Source organism: Niallia circulans, assembly GCF_007273535.1.
Taxonomy (GTDB): Bacteria; Bacillota; Bacilli; order Bacillales; family Cytobacillaceae; genus Niallia; species Niallia circulans_B.
The window spans coordinates 187009-201356 of record NZ_RIBP01000004.1 but is presented as its reverse complement, the minus strand read 5'-3'; the positions used below and the strand labels follow the sequence as shown (position 1 = coordinate 201356).

18 protein-coding genes are annotated in these 14348 nt (G+C 38.4%); 11 read left to right on the top strand and 7 right to left on the bottom strand.

The window, feature by feature from the left end; genetic code table 11:
* Positions 1 to 78 precede the first annotated feature (78 nt).
* Positions 79 to 603: a CotO family spore coat protein gene (locus CEQ21_RS08910; protein WP_185764312.1), complete on the top strand. Its 525-nt coding sequence runs from the start codon at positions 79 to 81 to the stop codon at positions 601 to 603.
* A gap of 268 nt (positions 604 to 871) precedes the next feature.
* Here CEQ21_RS08910 and CEQ21_RS08905 read toward each other — a convergent pair whose 3' ends face one another.
* Positions 872 to 1369: a CotY/CotZ family spore coat protein gene (locus tag CEQ21_RS08905; RefSeq protein ID WP_185764311.1), complete on the bottom strand. Its 498-nt coding sequence runs from the start codon at positions 1367 to 1369 to the stop codon at positions 872 to 874.
* Positions 1370 to 1581: 212 nt separating this feature from the next.
* Here CEQ21_RS08905 and CEQ21_RS08900 point away from each other — a divergent pair, with 212 nt between their 5' ends.
* The 7 genes from CEQ21_RS08900 (at position 1582) to CEQ21_RS08870 (ending at position 5316) form a co-directional block, all read left to right on the top strand.
* Entirely contained in the window at positions 1582 to 1941 is a 360-nt protein-coding gene (locus tag CEQ21_RS08900) for a DUF1360 domain-containing protein (protein ID WP_185764310.1), read from the top strand.
* Between the two features lie 373 nt (positions 1942 to 2314).
* A complete protein-coding gene (locus CEQ21_RS08895; RefSeq protein WP_185764309.1) occupies positions 2315 to 2791 on the top strand; it encodes a sporulation protein in 477 nt (158 codons plus the stop codon).
* Positions 2792 to 2804: 13 nt separating this feature from the next.
* A complete protein-coding gene (spoVAC, locus tag CEQ21_RS08890) occupies positions 2805 to 3278 on the top strand; it encodes a stage V sporulation protein AC (protein ID WP_185764308.1) in 474 nt (157 codons plus the stop codon).
* The gene (gene spoVAD / locus CEQ21_RS08885; RefSeq protein WP_185764307.1) at positions 3279 to 4292 is read left to right on the top strand and encodes a stage V sporulation protein AD; all 1014 of its coding nucleotides are present in this window, start codon (positions 3279 to 3281) and stop codon (positions 4290 to 4292) included.
* Between the two features lie 17 nt (positions 4293 to 4309).
* Positions 4310 to 4666 (top strand): stage V sporulation protein AE, encoded by a 357-nt coding sequence (spoVAE, locus tag CEQ21_RS08880; RefSeq protein WP_185764306.1) that lies wholly within the window; start codon positions 4310 to 4312, stop codon positions 4664 to 4666.
* Between the two features lie 127 nt (positions 4667 to 4793).
* Complete coding sequence (locus CEQ21_RS08875; protein WP_144452048.1) at positions 4794 to 4919, top strand: YjcZ family sporulation protein; 126 nt, start codon at positions 4794 to 4796, stop codon at positions 4917 to 4919.
* Positions 4920 to 5061: 142 nt separating this feature from the next.
* A complete protein-coding gene (locus CEQ21_RS08870) occupies positions 5062 to 5316 on the top strand; it encodes a sporulation-specific transcription regulator SpoVIF (protein ID WP_127736704.1) in 255 nt (84 codons plus the stop codon).
* Between the two features lie 35 nt (positions 5317 to 5351).
* Here CEQ21_RS08870 and CEQ21_RS08865 read toward each other — a convergent pair whose 3' ends face one another.
* The gene (locus CEQ21_RS08865) at positions 5352 to 7661 is read right to left on the bottom strand and encodes a UvrD-helicase domain-containing protein (RefSeq protein WP_185764305.1); all 2310 of its coding nucleotides are present in this window, start codon (positions 7659 to 7661) and stop codon (positions 5352 to 5354) included.
* A gap of 157 nt (positions 7662 to 7818) precedes the next feature.
* Here CEQ21_RS08865 and CEQ21_RS08860 point away from each other — a divergent pair, with 157 nt between their 5' ends.
* Positions 7819 to 8070 (top strand): hypothetical protein, encoded by a 252-nt coding sequence (locus CEQ21_RS08860; protein WP_185764304.1) that lies wholly within the window; start codon positions 7819 to 7821, stop codon positions 8068 to 8070.
* A 2-nt stretch (positions 8071 to 8072) separates the two neighbouring features.
* On the opposite strand, the gene CEQ21_RS08855 is transcribed toward CEQ21_RS08860, so the two are convergent.
* The 3 genes from CEQ21_RS08855 to CEQ21_RS08845 form a co-directional block, all read right to left on the bottom strand.
* Entirely contained in the window at positions 8073 to 8747 is a 675-nt protein-coding gene (locus CEQ21_RS08855; RefSeq protein WP_185764303.1) for a DUF421 domain-containing protein, read from the bottom strand.
* 116 nt (positions 8748 to 8863) lie between these two features.
* Positions 8864 to 9376, bottom strand: coding sequence for a 2'-5' RNA ligase family protein (locus CEQ21_RS08850; RefSeq protein WP_127735800.1), 513 nt, complete (start codon positions 9374 to 9376; stop codon positions 8864 to 8866).
* A 167-nt stretch (positions 9377 to 9543) separates the two neighbouring features.
* The gene (locus CEQ21_RS08845) at positions 9544 to 10266 is read right to left on the bottom strand and encodes an alpha/beta hydrolase (protein ID WP_185764302.1); all 723 of its coding nucleotides are present in this window, start codon (positions 10264 to 10266) and stop codon (positions 9544 to 9546) included.
* A gap of 201 nt (positions 10267 to 10467) precedes the next feature.
* Between CEQ21_RS08845 and CEQ21_RS08840 the strand changes: the two genes are divergently transcribed.
* Positions 10468 to 12312, top strand: coding sequence for an anaerobic ribonucleoside triphosphate reductase (locus CEQ21_RS08840; protein ID WP_185764301.1), 1845 nt, complete (start codon positions 10468 to 10470; stop codon positions 12310 to 12312).
* Complete coding sequence (gene nrdG / locus CEQ21_RS08835) at positions 12309 to 12794, top strand: anaerobic ribonucleoside-triphosphate reductase activating protein (RefSeq protein ID WP_185764300.1); 486 nt, start codon at positions 12309 to 12311, stop codon at positions 12792 to 12794. Before CEQ21_RS08840 ends, nrdG begins: the two co-directional genes overlap by 4 nt.
* A gap of 50 nt (positions 12795 to 12844) precedes the next feature.
* Here the strand turns inward: nrdG and CEQ21_RS08830 are convergent, their stop codons facing one another.
* Together CEQ21_RS08830 and CEQ21_RS08825 are read right to left on the bottom strand one after the other, a co-directional pair.
* The gene (locus tag CEQ21_RS08830) at positions 12845 to 13366 is read right to left on the bottom strand and encodes a DoxX family membrane protein (protein WP_185764299.1); all 522 of its coding nucleotides are present in this window, start codon (positions 13364 to 13366) and stop codon (positions 12845 to 12847) included.
* Positions 13367 to 13579: 213 nt separating this feature from the next.
* On the bottom strand, positions 13580 to 14191 hold the full coding sequence (locus tag CEQ21_RS08825; protein WP_185764298.1) for a TetR/AcrR family transcriptional regulator: 612 nt from the start codon (positions 14189 to 14191) through the stop codon (positions 13580 to 13582).
* Between the last annotated feature and the right edge of the window lie 157 nt (positions 14192 to 14348).

The window sequence follows — 14348 nt, the reverse complement described above, 5'->3', positions numbered from 1 at the left end:
CCAGCATACATTAGGGTGAAGTAGGCAAGTGGTATCTTTATGACTCTTGCATTCCTATATGTAGTAGGAGGTGACAGTATGAGGAAGAAAACAGCAAGAAAAGAATCACCTCTCTTGTTTCAGCACACACCTGTCGTTAAAGAAAATATGCAAACTACATTCTCAGCTAAAAAAGCACAAAGAGTAAAGCAAAAGCAACGAGAGGAAATGGAAAGAACAGCAATGCTTGAAAGTAATAAAGAAAAGATATCCGAAAATGATCGTGCAATCGGTATGATTGAAACTCCAGCAGCTGTTCGAGATCAAATACATGAGTATCATGTCGAACAGGCAGAACAACAAGAAATGCCGGTACGACAACCAGCATTCCGCAAGCTTAAAAGCTTCAGGGATATGGATGTAGAAGAGAAGCTGAATTATCTTTTTAACTTTCCGAAACAGCTGCCTCCAGTTGCGTGTATTGTGACGGTAGCAGATGGTCAGCAATTCAGAGGATTTATTATAGGAAAAGCTGACAAGACAGTCACAGTGAAGTTAATGGATGGCGAGGAAATCTCCCTTTTCACAAAGAAAATTATTGAGGTTAAGATGGTCGGTATGTAAACATCGGCTCAAGTAAAAACGCACTGTAAAAAGTGCGTTTTTTTTTATGTATATTTCGTGTTAGGAAGTTTGTTGGTTAGGTGTAACAGAAATTATATGAGCTCTTATCACCAATAAAAAACGAACATGCTAAAAGTGCAACAAGGATGGTGCGGGATGTTTTGTGGAAAATGTTAAATAACCTTTCAGCTGACAAAGCTAGGTTCTTAATAAAAATAAACAACCAGCCATATAAAATGACTGGTTGAAGGTAAAGATTTCACCTATATTATTCACAGATGTCTAAATCAACATCAGCAATACATTGTACTGCACAGAAGCATTTCAAGTCGACTGTGATGCAATCGCTTGTGCGACGGAATCCATCCACTTCACAGATCTTGCCAAGGTCAACACCTTTTGGTCCTGTGATATCAAGTGTTTCTCTGCCAGAGTGAGTGTTAGTAACTGGTGCAAGCACTCTCAATACTGCACAGCAGTTGTCAAAAACTTCTTCTACGCGGAAGAAGATAGACACACATGCACAGTCATCTCCTCTAAAGAAAGCATGGAAAGGCGAGCCGTCAGCTGTTTTTAATACAAATACGCGCGTATCTGCTTTACTGCGTTTTGTTGGCGAAACAAGTGAACCTAGTGGCTCAGAAAAGCAATTTGTTTCACATTCGCAGTTATCTTCTGCACTATCTTGAATATCTTTAATGGCACGAACCACTTCGCAAACACAGCTAGAAGTACCTAAAACATCATCTTTTTTTCCACAACCCATAATTGATTTCCTCCTTGTTTGTTTCTTTCTTTGTGATACTACACTACTAACATATTGCCGAAGGCCCTTATGGGTTACGGACAAACGCCTTTTTTCTTGAAATTTAGGCATATGCCTAAGAAATGAAACTGTCTGCTGCAGCTAATAGGCACTTAAAGATCCATTTCTTCATATTAAGGTATAAGAAGAATTAAATTTAAGGAGGACTTAAATTGAATATTGAATGGATGGAGCTGCTGCTGCTTGTTTTAGCCACATTTCGCCTGACAAGATTATTAGTGTTTGACCGCATAACAGAATTCCTTCGGCGGATTGTACTAGATGAAATAATTGAAGAAAGTGAAGCGGGAACTGATGAGATATATTATGTTCCGAAGTCGGGGAAGGTTAGAGGATTTTTTGGAGAATTAATCAGCTGTTACTGGTGTACAGGAATATGGTGTGCAGCCTTTCTTGTCCTTTTATATTATTTTCTACCGGCTATTTGTTCACCGCTTGTACTTATATTGGCGATTGCTGGTGCTGCATCTCTTATAGAAGCAGCTGTACAAAAAGTTGCCTATAACCATTAATTTACAGTGATTGATTTGTTAGGCTAGTTGTTTACACACACAAATTTCCTTGACATACAATGTGGTAGACATATTCTGATGTCTACATTCAAACGGGAGGTCTTGGAATGATGAAAAAAACGACAAAAAAAGAAGAAGCCGCAACTGCTACACCCCGTAAAAAAAAGGTGAAAAAATCTGGCTGTGGCTGTGGGAAAAAAGTATTTACATCAAAAGGATAATAATATTCTAGAAAAGAACGGACGAAGCCGTTCTTTTTTATTTACAAAAGTTGGGTACTTACATTTCTAAATTTTTTTTCATAAAAAACAAAAGAAACGAAGAAAATAAAACAAAGCGAAACCATACATCTTTTACATAGGAAGGGACGAATATGACATATAAAAAACGGTTTTTTGGTTTATTTATTATCATGCTCTTAATGTTGACTGGGTGTGAGGAGTCATCTCCGTCAAGCGGGAAAGCTCTATTCACAAAGGTGAATCCTGCTCCATTAACGATTACAAAAAATCCAGATCAGCTTGAGCAAATATTAGTAGAGCAAGTAAAAGATGAAGCGAGCTCCATAAAGTCAATTTATGATGTGGCAGTTATTAAAGGCTCGAAGGATATTCTTGTTGCTTACAAGGTCAAGCACATGTCCAGATTTAGGATGAAGGCCATTGAGAGCGATTTAAACAAGATATTAAGTGATAAGTTTCCTGACCATACATTCACTGTATCGAGCGATTATAAGATATTTTTAGAATCCATCAGGCTTGGAGATAAGATGAAGGATAAGGATTATAGTGAAAAGCAGGCTGACAAGCGACTTGAGGAAATAATCAATCTCACCAATGAATTAACATAAGGAGAAGGTAATAATGGCGAAGAAAAAAAAGACACCACAGCAAAAACAGTACGAGCAGCTAGAAAAGCAATTTGAAACAAAAAGGCCAGTAGTAAAAAATTGCATAAAAGCTTTTTTTGTTGGCGGTATTATTTGTGCCCTTGGACAACTGTTTTCTTTTTTATATATTTATTTTTTCCACTTCACAGAGCAAACATCGGGAAATCCGACAAGTGCGACAATCATATTTCTGTCCATGCTGCTGACTGGTTTTGGTATTTATGACCGCCTCGGTCAATTTGCTGGAGCAGGGAGTGCAGTGCCAGTCTCAGGCTTCGGAAACAGCATTATTTCTGCGGCGATAGAGCATCGTACTGAGGGGTTTGTGTTAGGGGTTGGTGGAAATATTTTTAAATTGGCAGGTTCTGTCATCCTATTTGGTGTTTTTGCTGCTTTTGTTGTTGCATTGATTAAAACCATTGTTTTAATGGCAAGGGGGGTTATGTAATTGTTAAAAGGGAAGCAATCATGGATTTTTGAAAACAAGCCTGTTATCCAGTCTACAGGTGTTTCAGGTGGACCATTTGAAGGAAATGGGAATTTGGCGAAGGACTTTGATGTTCTACATGAAGACTTATGGATGGGCAAAACATCTTATGAGCAGGCCCATAGAGTTCTTTTGGAAGAGGCTGCACAAACTGCTCTTCAAAAAAGCGGACGGGCAGCTGAAGATATTCAATTCCTGCTTGCAGGCGATCTTATTAACCAAATAACTCCTTCTAGCTTTGCTGCCCGTGATTTGAAGATACCATATTTTGGTTTGTTCGGGGCCTGTTCCACTTCAATGGAAGGTTTGGCATTATCGTCTTTTATCGTTAACTATAATGGAGCTAAAAATATTTTAACAGGGGCATCCAGCCATAACGCGGCAGTGGAGAAGCAATTTCGTTATCCAACTGAGTATGGCGGACAAAAGCCGCCGACAGCGCAATGGACAGTCACGGGAGCTGGAGTTGCATTATTGACACAAAACGACGGATCTTATCAAAACACACCATATACAACTGCGGCAACAATAGGCAAGGTAATGGATATGGGCTTGATCGATCCATTTAATATGGGCGGTGCAATGGCGCCAGCAGCAGCTGATACAATCCAAGCTCATTTTAATGATTTAGGTGTTGATGCAACTCATTATGATTTAATCGTTACAGGTGATTTAGGCAAAATCGGCAGAGACTCAGTGATGGCTCTGCTGAAGGAAAAGGGAATTTATACGGATGAAAATAAATTTAAGGACTGCGGATTGCTTGTATATAAAAGTGATCAGCCAGTGCAATCAGGAGGAAGTGGGGCTGGTTGCTCTGCAACAGTTTTATATGGGCATTTGCTGAATGAGATGAAAAAAGGAACTTATAAAAGAATATTAGTTGTCGCAACAGGAGCGTTATTGTCTCCACTGACGGTTCAGCAAGGCGAATCAATCCCATGTATTGCGCATGCCGTATCAATTGAGATATAGAGGAAGGAGGCGGAATAATGTTACCAATGTTTTTTTGGGCATTTGTAATTGGAGGTTTAATTTGTGTAATTGGTCAGCTGATGTTTGATGTGGCCAGGCTGACACCAGCTCATACATTGACTTCTTTAGTAGTAGCAGGAGCCATATTAGATGGTTTAGGCTTATATGAACCGTTTGCAGATTTTGCTGGAGCTGGTGCAACGATTCCAATAACAAGCTTCGGAAATGCCTTAGTGCATGGTGCTATGCAGGAGGCAGAGACTCATGGGTTAATTGGTGTATTAACAGGTATGTTTGAGGTGACAAGCTCAGGTATTTCTGCAGCCATCGTTTTTGGCTTCATTGGGGCACTAATATTTAAACCAAAGGGTTAAAAGACGATTTTTTTTAACACTTAGTTAGTCAATCGTACAATTCGCCAAACGCTGGGAGCTTGCCTATACACATTATCCTTTAATCCATATGCTATTAAAGAATAAAGGAGAAGTGAGGTGAAGGTGTATGTGTTTCGGCGGATATGGATATGGTGGCGGCTATAGCGGCGGCGGCGGTTATGGTTCTTCATTTGCTTTAATCGTTGTACTTTTCATTCTATTGATTATTGTTGGCGCTAGCTTCTATGCTTAATAATTAGTAAATGAACGAAAGGGTAGGTTTTCCAGTGGAAAGCCTATCCTTTCATTTTTTTTTATTTAATCGCACGATATTTTCACCTTTTGATTGAACCTACATAATATGTAAAATAGCTCAAGAGGGAGGAAATATGAGTATGAATAATAACTTCTTTAAGAATATAGAATCAAAAACAGGTGTGAACATGAAGGACATTTTTGATTTGGCTAATTCTTTGCAAAATGCAAACTTTAAAGATGAACAGACGGTAAGAGGCGTCATTCGTCGAGTATCGCAAATTGCTGGAAAACCAGTTCCCAAAGAAACAGAAGACAAAATTGTTCAATCTATTGTTAAGGATGGAAAGCAGCTTGATTTCAACACACTGTCTAAAATGATAAATAAAAAGTAAGCTGGCGGGTAACCTCTTGAACTTGAGTGTTACCCTTATATTTCACCTTTTGGCAAATCTGCAAGCTTTACAGCATTTAAGAAACGGGAGGTTTTTGCTTTTCGCCCACGCAAATGCATTGGAATAGATACATACAGCTTCTCCATTGATCTTGTCATGGAAACATACAATAAACGCCTTTCCTCTTCCATTGGCAGGGTATCACTGTTGCGGTATGCCTCCAAGGCGTATTCATGTGGGATAGAGCCGTCGACCGTTCCCAAAATGTAGACAGTTTTATATTCTAGTCCTTTGGCACGATGAATGGTTGTTAAGGTAATCGCATTTTTTGTATCTTGGTATTGCTTTTTTAGTTCTGTATTCATGGCAATCATATGGTCTGTATAGGCAACAAATTCAGCAATCGTGCCGAATTTTTTTGCGACAACCTTCAAGTCACGGAGATCGTCAGAGCCTTTATCCCATTGATTGCCTTCATTACCCCGTTTTTTTATGAAATCGTTAAAGCCGAGTTCTTTTTCAATATAGGCAATCGCCTCAAGTGGTGAAGCTGATTTTAATTTTTGGAAAGCAGCTGGCATCTTTTTTAATTTGGATTCCTGGAAGGCAAAGCCTGTTTTAATTTTGGCAAAGCCATCAGCCAACGTGCAGTCCTCTAAAATGCTTAAAGCCTTCAAATCCTGAAGCACGCTTTTTTTCAGGAATAATGTTGGCAATAAATTGCTGACTGCATGCTGATCATCTGGATCGACAGCAAGCTTTAAATAGGCGAGCATACTCCTGACGATAAAGCGGCTGTAAAAGGAACCAGAGTCCTGCTCTAGTCTAAATGGCAGACTGGAGGAAGAAAGTCGTTCAAACATTGCCCTGCTATTTGTATTTGTTCTAAATAAAATCGCAAAATCCTTTGGCTCTGCTCCAGCTTGGATTTTTTCGATTATATCTGTCACAATCATTGTTGCTTCTTCTTCTTCATCATAAGGGTAAAAAAGAAGAGGGTTACCTCCAGAATATGTCGCTGCCATTTTTTTAGGACGCCTATTTTTGTTTATTTTTATAACTTCATTTGCAGCAGCTACAATTTCATTTGTCGAACGATAGTTATTCTGCAAATAAATAACCTTTGCATTTGTAAAATCCTTTTCATAATCAAGCAGGTATTTCGGGTCACTGCCTCGAAATGCATAAATAGCCTGATCATCATCACCAACAGCATAAACACTTTCAGCCTTTTGGGACATCAATTTAATCCATTCATATTGAACTTTATTTATATCCTGAAATTCGTCCAGCAGAAAATGGGAGAACCTGTTCTGGTATGTTTCAAGTATCGTAGGATTTTCAAGGAAAAAGTAATACCCACCAACAAGCATGTCGTCAAAATCATAGAGTCCTTTTATATGTTTTCTTTCTTCATACTTTTTGTATAGTGGTAAGACTTTTTCTTCCCAGTCAGAAGCAGGCTTAATTTCATTCGGAAACTGGAGGGAATTCTTCCATGCTCCTATTAATTGCAGGGCTGCATCAATTGGGAAATCCTTCATATCAATGCCAAGCTCTGTGCCAATTTCTTTTAATACCAGTTCCTTTTGCCAGTTGCTTGCCAAAAGATTCGTCCTTTTCCATTTGTCAGGCTCATGAAAAAGCAGGATTTGATAGAGTATGCTGTGAAAGGTCCCAGAAACAATCCGGCTGATGATGGCTTTTGACATGTCAGGATATTTCATAAGGCGTTCCTTCATTTCCAGTGCTGCTTTGCTTGTAAAGGTAACAAGCATAATGGAAGCAGGATCTACTTCTTTCTCATGAATAAGGTAGGCAGTCCTTGCAGTTAACACACGTGTTTTTCCACTGCCTGCTCCGGCGACGACTAAAACCGCCCTATCATTTGTAGTAACTGCTTTGCTTTGGAAATCATCAAGCCGCACACCACTACGTGAGAGTGCATGTAAATAAGAATCTGTACTTTGTAAGTCAGTATGATGCAGAGTCACAGAGTCACAGGTAGTTTTAATTATTTTTGGTTCTTTGAAGCTTAATTCGGGAACAGAGGATGTTGTTGAAATGGAACGTGACTTAGGCAATCGGAAGCCGTTTGTTTCTTCGGACTCTGCAGTAGCAGCAGTCTCCTTGACAGCAGGAGTAGCTTTAATAACACAAGCCTCTAAATTAGAAGCATGGTAAAAATGCGGCTTAGCTTTTATCCCTAAATAAAGCTTTACGGCCTCACCGCAAACAGCGCAAGCAAGGAGTCCTTTTTTTCCTGCTTCATGCCATTTTTGCCAGTCGCTTCGGGTCTCAGTATATAAATGTATTAATCTATCATAATAGTAGGCTGTTTCCATAGTTAACCTCAATTTCGTACAATACTTCATTTGTATATAAATTTTTAACGTACTTATTATCATAGCAAAATAAAAGACCATATTAAAGGGAAGAAAAAAGATTACCATAAATGAAATAGGGGTATGGTTAATAAAAATCATTGAGGAGGCAAACGATATGGGCTATATTCTTCCATTAACAAACTACCAATATGAGCAGTATGTAAGACAAGATCTCTCACAAAAAGAAAAATCATTCAAAAGTGAGAAAATAAATGCTCCTGCCGCTGTTTCCACTACATATGAGAATGAAAGACAGTTTTTAGCCGCAAGTAACAAGCAGGAATTTTCTAAGCGAGAGAGGGAAGGGGCAGACAAGCTCTTTGCCGCATTGACAGGAAAGGGACAGAACTTCAACGAGCTTGTCTAATTTTAAAAGTTTTGTACATATAAAGGGTCATTTTCATGCCATTCTGCATACAAAACTGTTTTGTGAGAATGAATTCCTAATTCAGATAATTCTAAGAGGAGCTTTTTCTTATCCCAGCCGACTGCAGTCAAGTTTTCATCAATAATTTCGCCATCTAATATAAGACTGATAGGCATTGTGCTGTCTTCGCTTGGGAGTTGAAGCTCGTTGCGAGCAGGGGCTGTATATGCCTGTTTTTTTATCGTATTGATTGTCCCATCTGTTTCCAATATCGCATAATGACACTCTTTTATGGAAAAGATGTCTTTTGTCCGCAGCAGATGCTGAAGCTGATTAAGATCAAGGTGATTTTTCTTCAGCTGTTCATAATCAATTTTCCCTTTTTGAATAATAATGGATGGTTTTCCTTCAAGCAAACTGCGAGAGCGGCGAAATTTCTGTGTTAAAAATTCTGTCAGAAAAATCAGCGTACCCCAAATAATTACTGCATATAATATTTCCTTAATACCTGTATCTTGATCATACATCGCATTTCCTACTAATTCTCCAATGACGAGCACACAAACAAAATCAAAGGTTGTTACTTGGGTGATAACGGTTTTTCCCAATATTTTAGTGAAAAGAAGAAGTGCGATAAATCCAAAAACGAGCTCAGATCCGATGTGGAAAAAATCCATATGTAATATCATCCTTTCTCATTCGTTATTCTAGACAATAAAATAGGGAAATAAACAAAGGAGGATGTCCGTAGGGACATCCTCCTTTTCGAGCTGTATGTGCTTGCTTAAACCACTTATTCGTCTTTACCAAGACGAAATGTTTCAAATACAGTCCATGATCCATTTTCCAGTTCATACAAAAGATGAAACCGATCAGCTGTTTCTTCATGGCTGAACGTCCGCATTCTTAAGCTGCTGTATAAATCTAAATGTTCGTCATTAGAAAGCTGCTGACCAAGTGTGACATGCGGAATAAACGGATGCTCATGTGTAACACCAATTGTATTAATAATTTCCGTATGTAGGTCTTCTAAATTTGAGTTTTGTTCAATTTTAAGATAAATGACATTATTGACAGGCTGAAATGTGCTGATTTTCAAAACTTTAATGGCAATAGAATGGTAATGGCTCGCCACTTTCTGCAATTTGTCGCTGATTGCTTTAATCTCATCATTATCTGCATTAAATTCGCCAACTAATGTTATATGTGGCGGTATTAGAGCGTATTTGGGATCATAACGCTTACGGTAAGAATTAGCTAAATCTTGCAGCTCTTTTCCTGGAAAAATAGCGATGCCATATTTCATGGTTGAAACCCCCATTTCATCTTTTCAAGTAATGTTCTTCTTAAGGCAGGCATTTTTAGCCCCACTTGCAGTTTTTGCAGTATCTGTAAGATATTATAACAAATTTATAAAATGATGTTCAAAAATATCTGTTTTTTCATTATTTTCATATATAAAATGTTGTTAATTTAGCTTGGATACATTTGCATTAAAATATTCTTTAAGTACGGCTGCCAGAATTTCCATGTATGATTTCCATCGAATTCCTCGTAATAGTAATCAGCATTCGATTTACGGAGCAGGTTAGCCAAATTCCGATTAGGTTCAAGGAAGTCTTCAATTGTATTGCTTGAAGTTTTGACAGCGGTTTCTTGGTTGCCGATTATATGAAATATTTCAAGCAGATGAAAGGACTGAAAATCATCAACAGCTGTCAGTACTTCCTTATTTACATATGGAGACTGCAGCATTATCTTGCCGAATGTATGCGGGTACTTTAATGCAGTCATAAGGGATACTGTTGCTCCTAATGAATCACCGATAAGTCCACGTCCAAGCCCCATTTGATATGTCGGAAATTCATTGTCCAAAAATGGCACAAGCTCATGTGCAAGGAAACGGATATAGCTTTGCGTTTGTTCTCCGTCCGGATGGTATTTAGCCCTTCTGTCAGCGATGTCTTTATAAGGTATTCCGACAATTATCGTTCCTTGAATATGATGATTTGAATGCAGTTCATCTGCAATCCTGCCAATCCGCCCCAGCTGAAAATAATCCTTTCCATCCTGAGCGATTAATAGATGATACTTATATAAAGCAGAATAGTCTGGAGGCAAATAAACAAGTAGTTTTATCTCTTCTTGTAATTCGTTGCTGTTGAATAAAATTTCTTTAATTGTCCCTTTCGACATAAAGGCATGCTCCTTATTATTTTATTCGTTCTGGTTTAGTTTAGCATAAACATGCGGTTTTTGAGGAGACCTGATGATTTTCTGTATAAACCTAATAACTAGATATTGTGTACGTTTTGTGAAATGTATACCACATATTGATATTTTTCGGAAAAATTCATTTATAATGGGAAAAGAATTCACTAAAAGGGAGAGGGAATAATGGGCACATATGAAGAGTTAATGAAGGAGTTTGCTGTTATAACAAATGGAGATAGTGTTGACCTGATTCAGGAGAATGCCAATATGGATGGAATGGCGCCAATGAGTCATATGATGCATTTTGCTTCTGCCTCCACAAAGCATTTTACGATAGAAAGGCTGCTGTCTGCACAAGCAAAGAGTGCGTACTTAAGCGGGCATATTCATATTCATGATCTTGATTTCTATTCGTCTGGGACTGCAACCTGTTGTCAAATCCCATTAGGAAAGATATTAGAGGGGGGCTTTAATACAGGACATGGTTATATGCGCGAACCAAAGAGCATAACGAGTGCTTTAGCACTCACATCCATTATTCTGCAGGCAAATCAAAACCAGCAGCATGGAGGACAAGCAATCCCGCTTTTTGACTATGATTTGGCACCATATATTCAAAAGTCGTTTATTCGTAACAGAAGCAAATTAGCTGGACTTCATGCAAGCGATGAAGAAGCTAAAGACTTGGCTTGGCAATGGACGGAGGAAGAAACATACCAAGCGTGTGAAGCATTTGTTCATGAATGCAACAGCATGCATTCAAGAGGCGGAGGACAGACACCCTTTGTATCAATAAATTTGGGCACAGATATAACTGTTGAAGGCAGACTCCTCACCAAAAGCCTGCTGCTTGCTGTTAAGGCGGGTTTAGGGAAAGGGGAGACGCCTATATTTCCGATTATTGTTTTTAAAGTGAAGGATGGTATCAATTACAACAAGGAAGATGTTAGCTATGACCTTTTCCAGCTTGCTATTGAAACGACAAGTACTAGGCTGTTTCCTAACTTTCTCTTTCTCGATGCTCCTTTTAACAAAGAGCATTATAATGGCACTAAAGAGTCAGAAGCAGCAACGATGGGCTGCAGAACAAGAGTGCTGGGAAATATCCATGGAGATTCCAGTTGTATTGGCAGGGGAAACCTTTCCTTCACAAGCCTCAATCTTCCCCTTATTGCATTGGAATCTGACTCAACGGAGGATTTTTTTCAGCGTTTAGACACGTATATACATATTGCTATTGTGCAATTATATGAGCGGTTTCAATTTCAAGGCATGAAAAGGGCGGCAAGCTTTAAATTTCTGTTTACACAAGGTGTATGGACAAATGGTGAGTCACTTAGCCCTGAAGATACACTTGAGGAAGTTTGGAAGCAGGGAACATTGTCGCTTGGCTTTGTTGGTCTTGCTGAAGCGCTTGTAGCTTTAACAGGTTTTCATCATGGTGAACAGGAGGATGCCTATAAGCTCGGATTACAAATCGTCAATCATATGCGAAAAAGGACAGATGAAGCGACAATAGACAGGAAGTTAAACTACTCGCTTTTAGCAACACCAGCAGAATCTCTTGCTGGCAAGGCACAAAGGGAAGCAAGAAGGAAATTCGGTGTTATAAAGGGAGTGACAGATCGTCCTTACTTTACAAACAGCTTTCATATACCAGTTTATTACAAAATCAGCGCCTTTGATAAAATCAATAAAGAAGCTCCCTTTCACCGGCTGACAAATGGAGGACATATAACTTATTTAGAACTGAATGGAGATGCAAGCAAAAATCATACGGCGATGGAACAAATTGTGCGGGCGATGAAGGAAGCTGGCATCGGGTATGGAAGTATCAATCATCCTGTTGATCGCTGTCTTTCTTGCGGTTATAAAGGAATTATTGATAACACCTGTCCAAGCTGCAGTGCTGTCGGTGAGAAAAACTTTGAACGGATCCGCAGAATAACTGGATATCTTGTTGGCTCACTGGATAAGTGGAATACAGCAAAACGGTCGGAAGAGCAGGATCGTGTGAAGCATTTATGAGGGTTTTAAATATCATTCAAGACAGTATTGTCGATGGTCCAGGGTTAAGAAGCACTATTTTCTTTGCTGGCTGTCCTCATAGATGCAAAGGCTGTCACAACCCGCAAAGCTGGAATGTGGGTGGTGGCACGGAGATGAAGACTATGGAAATATTTGAACTTCTGATGAAAAATACGCTCAATGATATTACGTTTAGCGGAGGAGAGCCTTTTTACCAATGTCATGATGAATTACTAACACTTGCCTCAGCACTGAAGGAAAAAGGGAAAAATATTTGGTGTTATACAGGATACACCTGGGACGAGCTTATCAGTCGCCAAAGCAGTAAAGCGATATGTAAGCTGATTGATGTCATCGTAGACGGTCCCTTTGTTGTTGAGAAACGCGACTTGACCCTTACATTTATGGGTAGTAGAAATCAAAGACTGATAGACTGCTCACGCAGTTTATCAGAGGCTAAAACTGTGCTTTATGTTATATAGCGAAAAAAAAAAGCATGTGCAGCAGCACATGCCTTTTGGATATTTATAAATTATGTTCTTAAATTAGGTGATAACGGTTTTTCCTTATTGTCTTTAAGAATAGTTTTTCGTAAAAATGGCAGCACCCATCTGTCCAGTCCATAGTATCCTGCATTTACACCGGCAAACATAATGATTAAGCCCATTAGTATATCTGTAGGGTTATGAGAAATTGTTCCTGCAAGGAGGAAAGAGAAGTTCATTACTACTCCAAAGAGGGCAGCTGCAGTTGTTAAGCAACCGAGAATCAGCCCAAGTCCGACAAGCAATTCTCCTATTGGTATTAATACGTTAAATAATCCAACATTCGGCATCGCAAATCCTTCTATGAAACTTGTATACCAGCCGTAAACGGCACCATCAGGACCTGTAACAGGGTTTTCAATGGCATTTGTCAAAAATCCGCTTGCATCGAATCCATCACCTGTCAATTTTCCAAAACCAGATTTAAACCAAGAATAACCAAGAAATAAACGAATAACAGTTAAAATGACGGAAGCAACTTTATTTTCTCTTAAAAAAGCATTAAACATAGTGTTCATCCTTCCTTAATTTTATTATTTCTTACAAGTTAAATATAGCAAATAGAAGGAAGGAAAAATATAATTTGTGAATTAGTTCACAAATAAGCCAAGAGATTGTGTCTGAAAAATGAATTTTTCCTAAAAGGTGTGTCGAAAATCACCAAAATATGATTTTTATGAAAATAGAAGCTTCTCCTTATTTTATAAAGGAGGGAGCTTCACTTAAGTATTTTCAATGCTCGGTTTAAATACACCACCTGTTGTATTTCTGTTGATGATGAGCAGTAATTGTTCGGCCATATAGCTCGAGCTGTATTTAAAACCAGCTTCGATCCATTCAATAATCATGCCATAGATGGCATAGGCAGAATAACTTGCAGCTAATTCTCTGTCAATATGAGCGTCATTTTCATGTACATGTAAATCTTGAATCGATAATTCTTTAAGTACATTACAAAGCTTATATGGAAACCTAGAAAATATTTCAGCGTGTATGATCAGCTTATAAAAGCTCGCATGCTTTAGAACATGATCGAACACTTTTATTGCGTTAGAAGTTAATTTACTCACTTCAAAGGTTTCAGAATTTTTATAAGGCTCGCGGTATGAAGCAATAAAGTCTGTCATTACATCGTCCATAATTTCATTCAATAGATCTTCTTTATAAGAATAATGCTTATAAAAGGTGCCTCGATTTAAATCAGCTGTTTGGACAATATCTGTGATTGTTATATCCTTAAAGTTCTTTTCCTGCATCAGTAAAAGGGACGCTGCTTTTAATGCCTTTTTCGATTTGAGTATTCTTTTATCAAGATAATCATTTTTACTAGACATATGTCACCTCAAATGTTCATTAAAAAGGACTTGTACAGCTTTTGCGGATGGTCTGTTGGATAATAGACAAAAGCCGTCTTGTTTGCTGATTGTCCTTGATTCTTACTGTCATTATACTATAACTAGCAGGGGAAACTACAAATAATGAAAGCGGATA

What these genes read in the sequence shown, in the direction of transcription:
- CEQ21_RS08910 (WP_185764312.1), top strand. Translation starts at nt 79, where the DNA reads ATGAGGAAGAAAACAGCAAGAAAAGAATCACCTCTCTTGTTTCAGCAC.
- CEQ21_RS08905 (WP_185764311.1), bottom strand. Translation starts at nt 1,369, where the DNA reads ATGGGTTGTGGAAAAAAAGATGATGTTTTAGGTACTTCTAGCTGTGTT.
- CEQ21_RS08895 (WP_185764309.1), top strand. Translation starts at nt 2,315, where the DNA reads ATGACATATAAAAAACGGTTTTTTGGTTTATTTATTATCATGCTCTTA.
- spoVAC (WP_185764308.1), top strand. Translation starts at nt 2,805, where the DNA reads ATGGCGAAGAAAAAAAAGACACCACAGCAAAAACAGTACGAGCAGCTA.
- spoVAE (WP_185764306.1), top strand. Translation starts at nt 4,310, where the DNA reads ATGTTACCAATGTTTTTTTGGGCATTTGTAATTGGAGGTTTAATTTGT.
- CEQ21_RS08875 (WP_144452048.1), top strand. Translation starts at nt 4,794, where the DNA reads ATGTGTTTCGGCGGATATGGATATGGTGGCGGCTATAGCGGCGGCGGC.
- CEQ21_RS08870 (WP_127736704.1), top strand. Translation starts at nt 5,062, where the DNA reads ATGAATAATAACTTCTTTAAGAATATAGAATCAAAAACAGGTGTGAAC.
- CEQ21_RS08865 (WP_185764305.1), bottom strand. Translation starts at nt 7,661, where the DNA reads ATGGAAACAGCCTACTATTATGATAGATTAATACATTTATATACTGAG.
- CEQ21_RS08860 (WP_185764304.1), top strand. Translation starts at nt 7,819, where the DNA reads ATGGGCTATATTCTTCCATTAACAAACTACCAATATGAGCAGTATGTA.
- CEQ21_RS08855 (WP_185764303.1), bottom strand. Translation starts at nt 8,747, where the DNA reads ATGGATTTTTTCCACATCGGATCTGAGCTCGTTTTTGGATTTATCGCA.
- CEQ21_RS08850 (WP_127735800.1), bottom strand. Translation starts at nt 9,376, where the DNA reads ATGAAATATGGCATCGCTATTTTTCCAGGAAAAGAGCTGCAAGATTTA.
- CEQ21_RS08845 (WP_185764302.1), bottom strand. Translation starts at nt 10,266, where the DNA reads ATGTCGAAAGGGACAATTAAAGAAATTTTATTCAACAGCAACGAATTA.
- CEQ21_RS08840 (WP_185764301.1), top strand. Translation starts at nt 10,468, where the DNA reads ATGGGCACATATGAAGAGTTAATGAAGGAGTTTGCTGTTATAACAAAT.
- nrdG (WP_185764300.1), top strand. Translation starts at nt 12,309, where the DNA reads ATGAGGGTTTTAAATATCATTCAAGACAGTATTGTCGATGGTCCAGGG.
- CEQ21_RS08830 (WP_185764299.1), bottom strand. Translation starts at nt 13,366, where the DNA reads ATGTTTAATGCTTTTTTAAGAGAAAATAAAGTTGCTTCCGTCATTTTA.
- CEQ21_RS08825 (WP_185764298.1), bottom strand. Translation starts at nt 14,191, where the DNA reads ATGTCTAGTAAAAATGATTATCTTGATAAAAGAATACTCAAATCGAAA.